Origin of the sequence: uncultured Cytophaga sp. (genome assembly GCF_937863595.1) — a bacterium.
Taxonomy (GTDB): Bacteria; Bacteroidota; Bacteroidia; order Cytophagales; family Cytophagaceae; genus Cytophaga.
On the sequence record NZ_CALMGQ010000179.1, the window covers coordinates 1 to 7,505 of the forward strand.

The following is a 7,505-nucleotide window of genomic DNA, read 5'->3' on the forward strand; positions in this document are numbered from 1 at the left end:
CGCTTGTTGCAACGATGCTGTTTGAAATTGAAAGTGTATTTGCACCACCGATATAGCTAGGATAGTTTGCATTTTTATACGCACCTGAAAGAATATTTTCTGGGCCAAATACTGCAACGGTTACATTTAAGTTTTGATCTAAATCTACACCAGCATTACTTTCAATAACAAGCGAATAGATAGAAGCAGCAGAAGGAGTTTCCATATCCAATCTTGCGCCTGCTTTTACATAGACACCACATTGACCTAATCCATTGATAGATTTCACTTTTAGTTTACCTTCTTCTACAATCCAATTGCCTTTGTAAGCAGATCCATCACTATTTAATTGAAGTGTACCAACACCTGTTTTAGTTAGCTCTGCAGAACCTTTGATCGTTCCATTGAGTTGGAATACAGATGTAGCAATAGAACCAGCAAGTATGGTGGATGGTTTTTCAATCGTGATATTCGATTGTAATGTAAATAGCGGATTGCTGGTGTATGATTTCAATGTTCCACCTTGTAGGTACAGATTATCAACAGTAGAATTTGCAGTAAGTCTAATTGTACCATTTGTTTCAACATAGACTGGAGCTTTTTGTTCTAGATTTGCTATCTGCACTTCTCCATTACGTATTATAACAGTATCTAAAGGAGTTGGTATGACTTTACCCGACCAGTTGTTTGGGTTTGTCCAAGATAAATTTCCAGAGTTATCGTATGTATAAATATATTTTTTAGGAGGCGCAGCAACTGTGAGTACGAGTGCCGAAGAAGTAGCAGAGCAGGTAGATGCAGTGATCGTCACAGTATATGATCCAGCAGTTAGTGCCGTGTACGAGGCTGTAGTTGCTCCAGTAATAGCCGTTGTATTATTTTTCCATTGATACGTATAGCCCGTTCCAGTTGAAGCATTGAGTATAAGATTTCCTTTATATGGAATTACTGTGCCCGAAGGAGAGGTAATTACGGCTATTGGAAGAGATATTGTTGTAATAGTTGTTGCTGCAGAAGTGGCAGCGCAATTAGAAGCATTTGTAACAACAACCGAATAGGAACCGCTTGCATTTGCTGTATACGTTGCATTCGTAGCTCCACTGATTGCATTCGCTCCGTTCTTCCATTGATAGGTTAAGCCAGTACCTGTATTTGCATTTAACATAACATTTTTTCCAATACAGAATGTCGTTGCGCCACCAGCAGTAATATTCGCTAAAGGACTTGTACAAGGTGCACCAGAAGGTTCTACCAAGACCGCTACATAATAGGTGTAAGAAGCGTCTGAACTTTTAATTGTAAATTTATAACTTGCCATTCCTGAAAAATTTGCTGTAGGAACAAAGTGTGCTGTTTTGCCATCCGACAATAATGTTACTGTTCCGTTTTGAGCATTGCTCACAGAATAAACAGGAGATACATTTGCAAACCCACCAGCGTATGTGCTCATATTCAAATCAACTGCTGTGTTCTGAAGCGTACGTGAACGTACTTCCGCCAACCAGTTAAGATATTTTTCGATTAGTGCATAACCATCACTACCAATTTTCATTGCATCATTACTTGTTACATTTGAACCGAATGTTTTTTCCCAGTAATCTGGCATACCATCATTATCCGTATCAGTAGGTTTTGTTCCTGTAACAATTGTACCATACCCATTATTCCCTAATCCTGTTTGTACTTGACTGGTATATAAACTACCACCAGGACCACATGTACCTGCGCCAGTTCCTGTAGTTCCTTTACCAAGCGTTCTTATTTGCGACATCACTAATCTGTCCATTTCATCATGTGGAAATGTTCCTGCCACTGAAGCCGTGTATCGATAAGCTGTTTGAGCACTATAGGTTGGTATTCCAGCGGTAAGGTTAGACCATGGTGCCGTTAAAATTGTTCCTGGACCTTGATACCAAGATGGTGTTGTTGTTGTTCCATTAAGAACGCCATCCAAATTACTATCTTTTAAATTTCCATTATAATAGATACTCTGATTTTTATCTACCTGGTACCATTGATTATCAGTGCCTGTAGATGCAGGTCCTTTGATCATGTAATTTCCAATGATATCGTGTTTGAAATTTGTACTCGTGTGAGTTGTATATCCAGCAGAGCAGTTGTAAAGAACATTATTAATAAAAATATCATTAATCTTGTCCAACGGGTTTCTATTGTGAGAATTGGCAAAAATATTATATGCCCAAGTCCAAGTACCATTTGGAGATTCTATATGCGCACCAAATTGTTGGTAGGTAGGATTCGCAATTAAACAATTTTGGAACGTAATGTTTATTACAGGTTTTGTCTGCGAATTTGTACTTACACCACCAATATTATTCCAAGGTGCAAACTCAATTGTACAATGATCTAAAATTATATTTTTTGCATCCACTAAATTTATACCTACATCTTCTTTGCTAGCAACTTCACTACCTGGACGTATACGTATGTGTCTTATAATAACATTAGATTGACTACCAAAAGAAATTTTACCTCCACGAAATCCAATACCTTCGCCTGGCGCTGTTTGTCCTGCAATTGTCAGATTGCTTTTTGCAGAGACAGCCGTTTTTAAAGTAATATAACCACTTACATCAAATACGACAATTCGATTTGATGCACTTACAGCATCTCTGAAAGAACCAGCACCTGCATCATTCAAATTCGTGACATGGTAAACAGTGCCGCCACGGCCACCTGTTACATCTTTTCCAAAGCCAACGGCTGTAGGGAAAGCTAGTGTTTGAGCATCGCTATTATTTGTTATTGCAAATAATAGCATACACATGTATGTGCTCAATATAATACCATACGCCTTACAAATTTTAATGCCCATGTTCCTATTTTTTAATTGTCTCATTTTATTTTTTCACAATCTTAGTTGTATACACGCCATTTTCAGTTTGAATAATTACAGAATAAAGACCAGCAGCTAAATTATCACCCAATGAAATTTCTTCAACATGTAAATTGGAAAACGTTTCAACCAATGCGCCAGAAGCAGTGAAGACTTTAACATTTTGAATCATACCCAAATTTTCTAATTTGATTGTAGTGAAATTATCAAACGGCTGTGGTACAACTGTAATGTTCGTTGTTGTACCATTCATAGTTGTAGTGGTGACGCAAGCTGTATTACTTGTTGTTCCACCTACGCAAACATTGCAATTATCATATACTGCTGTTCCGTTTGGTATCCCAGCACAATCAAGGCAAGAACTTTCCGTTTTCCCACAACCACAATTTCCCGCTGAAGTTTTATTTGCATCTGTAGGGCACGCATCTCCTACTGTAGAAACATAGCCTATAGGTTGCGTGCATGATGTTTGTGATACAGATAGATCTCCCATACCATCTCCATCTATATCTTGATACCAAACAGTACCTGTCGTTACATTGATTTGTTTTACAATAGATATTGCTTTACAACCTGCTTGATTTGATACTTCAACTGAATAGCTGCCAGCTGCATCTGCTCTATATGTAGCTGCAGTTCCAACTTGTGTAGTTCCGTTAAACCATTTATACGATGAACCTATACTTGCAGTAAGCACTACTGAACCACCTGTACAGATTGATGTAGTTGGTGAAGTAATCGTTGCAGTTGGTAATGTGTTTATAGTAATTTTTGTAACAGCAGACGTTGCTTTACAACCTGCTTCATTTGACACTTCAACTGTATAGCTGCCAGCTGCATCTGCTCTATATGTAGCTGTAGTTCCAACTTGTGTCGTTCCATTAAACCATTTGTACGAAGAGCCAATACTTGCTGTTAATACAGTAGATTCTCCTGAACAAAACGACGTAATCGGAGTTGTGATAGTAGCTACAGGTAATGTGTTTACAGTAATTTTTGTAACAGCAGATATTGCTTTACAACCTGCTTCATTTGATACTTCAACTGAATAGCTTCCAGCAGCATCTGCTCTATATGTAGCTGTATTTCCAACTTGTGTCGTTCCATTAAACCATTTGTACGAAGAGCCAATACTTGCTGTTAATACAGTAGATTCTCCTGAACAAAACGACGTAATCGGAGTTGTGATAGTAGCTACAGGTAATGTACTTACAGTAACTTGCGTAACAGCTGAACTTGCTTTACAACCACTCGCATTGCTTACTTCAACTGTATAGCTGCCAGCAATTGCTGCAGTATATGTTGATTCCATTCCAACTTGTGTCGTTCCGTTAAACCATTTATAAGAAGAACCCGCACTTGCAGTAAGCACTACCGATGCACCTGCACAGATTGACTTCGTTGGTGAGGTAATCGTTGCTGTTGGTACTGCGCTCACTTGTATATTAAATGTACTTGTTGCTTTACAGCCACTTCCATCTGTAAAAGTAGCAGTATAGGTTCCAGCGTTTGCCGCCGAAATATTTGTAAATATTGGATCACGTAAAGAAGAAGTGAAGTTATTAGGACCTGTCCAAGACCATCCAACAGCAGTTGTAGGCCAAGGGCCCAAGTTTACTGTACTGCCTGCACAAACAGTTGCTGAAGGAACTGCAGTCCATGCACCTGCATCCACTTTTACATTCTGAATAATGGTTATGGGTGAACCAATTGCAGTTTTTACAGCAGCAGAACTCACTTTACAACCTGTTGCATTTGAAAGTTCTACATTGTATGAACCCGCTATACTTGTAGTATACGAAGAAACTGTTGCAACTTGAGAACCCATATTTTTCCAGCTATAGGAGGAAGACGATGTTGCCGTAAATTTTACGTTATTCCCAGCACAGAAGGTAGAAGGGCCACTTAATACAACAATGCTTTTAGATACTTTTAATGTGCTCGCACCACCAATATAGGTAGTGTAGTCCGCATTCTTGAACGAGCCAGCACTGAGGTTGTACGAACCGAAAACTGCAACTTCGGTATTTAAGTCCGCATCTAAATCAACACCTCCTAAAGAGTCAATTTCAAGTGAATAGATGGAGGCAGCAGAAGCAGTTTCAATATCAAGTCGTGCATTGGCTTTTACTTGTACTCCGCAAGCACCCATGCCTTTTAGTGAACGTATTTTCAACTTACCTTCTTCAACAATCCATTTACCTTTAAAACCAGAGGCATCACTGTTTATCATTAACACCCCAACACTTGTTTTAGTAAGATTGGCTGAGCCTGTAATGGTACCCATTAAATTAAAGACCGTAGCACTCACTGAGCCAGACATAATTGTCGATGGTTTTTCAACCACAATATTCGATTGCAAATCAAACTGCGGATTACTGGTATATACTTTTAGCGTTCCACCTTGTAGCTGTAATTTATCAACAGAAGAATTGTTGGTAATTCTAAGTATACCATTTGCTTCTAGATAGATGGGAGCTTTATGATCCAGGTTTGCAATTTGTAGTTCACCTGTACGAACGATAACTGTATCGATTGCTGTTGGTATAGACTTTGGTGTCCAGCTATTGGTATTGCTCCATGCATAGTTGCCGCTGTTATCGTAATTGTAAATGTATTTTTTTGGATTAGAAGAAACATTTATTATCACAGGCCATGACATTGTTTTATTTCCATTGTTATCTATTGCCACAGCTACCAATGAATACATACACGTTGTTAGTGCCGTTAAATTAAAGGAATAAGGCGCGGATACATCTTCACCTAGTTTTATTGTACCACTGTAAAATTCTACTTTAGAAATTGCTCCTCCTGCATCAGAAGCATTCGCAGAAATGAGTATCGGTGTTGCATTTGAAAAAGTTGTACCGGTTGTAGGATTTGTAATTGAAACAATTGGTGCTGTATTGGATAATCCTGCAGTTTCAGTATACGATGGCATTGTTCCCCATTTGCCACCAGTTCCAGATTGACTCATACACGTTGCTTTAACGGTACTCACATTTTCTAATGTGTACGAATAAGGTATCGTAAATTTTGCTGCCACATCTTTTGGCTCAGATGAGTTTACCCAATCAACGGAATGTGAACCTATGTTATCGTATTTGTTACCACTACAATAAATTACTCCTCCATGCTCTTTTACTGTTGGGAAACGAACCTTTTCGTAATGTGTGTTTTCAATATATACCAAGCAGCTAGGGCTTCCCGAGTTGCTCGCATAATAACCATTATCTGAATGATAATTATTTATCATATGTATACGTGTATTGGTCGTTCCATATGTCTTTGGAGCACGTCCATTTGAATTCTCCCACCATTGATGATCAAATGTAATGTCAGAGCCTGTGATCATAGCCGAATAATTGTCCACGCCACTGCACATATATTCATTCAAGCCGTTCCAGCGGTTCCAAGAAAATGTACATTCCTTTGTATCTGCAATATCATTTCCATCACTGATCCATTTGAAGGAACAGTGATCTACCCATAATTTTGTAACGGCGTTTAAAGAAATCCCATCATTCGCTTCAATGATATGTGGGTTGACATCCCAAATTTTTAAGTTTCTAAAAATAAGATTTGATTGTGGATTTCCTCCATTGGCATAAAATGAAGCGCCTCGCAAAGATGCACCTCTACCCATACCAATAATACTTTTATTGGAACTCATCCAGATTAATTTCTCCCAACGTTTAACCGTTCTATAATTTGTAGGGCAACCAGCACCTACGTCAATAAAATCTCCTTTATAGGTTGCTAATGTTGAATTGCATTCAACCCGACATGTTTTTTGGTCTCTGTAATCTCTAAGGTCATAGCTGCCTTCTTTAATAAGAATTGTTTTGGCAGTAGTAGATGCTATCTGTGCTAATAAATCAGTTACGTTTGTTACAACAACGACAGGGCCTGCATCTCCACCTGTAGTATTCGCTCCAAACCCAACCGCTTTAATGTCGAATGTATAACGTAATACAACATTTTTATCTGAAGATGAATTTGACCAAATCCATTTTGCTGTAGATGTAGTTGGGAATCCAGTAATTGTTGCACCACTTGGTGTTTGTGTTATAGTTCCTGTTGATAATACAGTGGCTCCAGACCAAGATGCATCATTATATCCTTTTGTTTTATATGTGTTATCTGCAGGAGAGTTGTTTACTTTCCAACCTGTGCCAGAAACGTAGGGCTTTTCTAATTCATCTAAGTGCATTAAAATACCAGGTGCATTCAACCCATTTATTCCAACAATAGAAACAACATTTTTTCTTGGTAAAAAAGTCATAGGAATAAAACGAACCCGACCGGCTGCATTGTCATAAGCTAAAAGTTCACCATTTAAATACAGTCGATAGCCACCATCTGCAACAATATAAATACCTGGGCCTTGTCCTGCACCATATGTATTACCTATCAATACAGAACCAACGGCATCGCTACCGCCCCATTTTGAATCAGTAGGTAAGGAAACAGTTTCATAACAACTTGTTTGGGCAAAGCTATTATTCCCTAAAATTGCTACGAAAATAAGGACGAAAATAATACGATTAATTGGGGAGTGAAATATGTAGTCTTTCATTCAAAGGCTTTTTTAAGTGATGTTATTTATCAAATTAAAAAAACCAAAAAATATATGGAAGTAACGGTTTTTGCTTTTTTTATTAAAATT

1 protein-coding gene and 1 pseudogene are annotated in these 7,505 nt (G+C 38.2%); both read right to left on the reverse strand.

Annotated features, from left to right (window positions below; translation table 11 throughout):
- Positions 1-2,815 (reverse strand): annotated as a pseudogene (locus tag Q0543_RS15525) (hypothetical protein); the annotation flags it as partial.
- A gap of 25 nt (positions 2,816-2,840) precedes the next feature.
- Positions 2,841-7,415, reverse strand: a complete 4,575-nt coding sequence (locus Q0543_RS15530) for an Ig-like domain-containing protein (RefSeq protein ID WP_299255185.1) — start codon at positions 7,413-7,415, stop codon at positions 2,841-2,843.
- Between the last annotated feature and the right edge of the window lie 90 nt (positions 7,416-7,505).